This is a genomic window from Alteromonas sp. G4i13 (genome assembly GCF_054960505.1).
Genome location: NZ_JBHNYX010000147.1, coordinates 1 through 231 on the forward strand (window position 1 = coordinate 1; position 231 = coordinate 231).

At 41.6% G+C, this 231-nt stretch carries 1 protein-coding gene; it reads right to left on the reverse strand.

From position 1 onward, the window contains the following. Positions 1-157 (reverse strand): transposase family protein (locus tag ACFI6J_RS21680; RefSeq protein ID WP_462586420.1); only part of this gene is annotated, 157 nt, incomplete at its 3' end. Positions 158-231 lie beyond the last annotated feature (74 nt).

Sequence of the window (231 nt, forward strand, 5' to 3'; positions counted from 1 at the left end):
CCAGTTTGCTGTCCCCAAATTGCTTAATGTCTTTCCATCCTTCAGCACCAGAAAGAATGGCCACCACGGTGAGAAAAATCACATCAAGTAGGTCATGCTTCTTATTGATATGAGAGCGTTTATCTTCAAGTGACTCAAAATGGGTAATAAATGACATCTGTGCTAGCCTAAAAAGCTAGATTTGATCACAGATGCGCTAGTTAACGCAAGTCAGAGTATGATCTTGCCCTG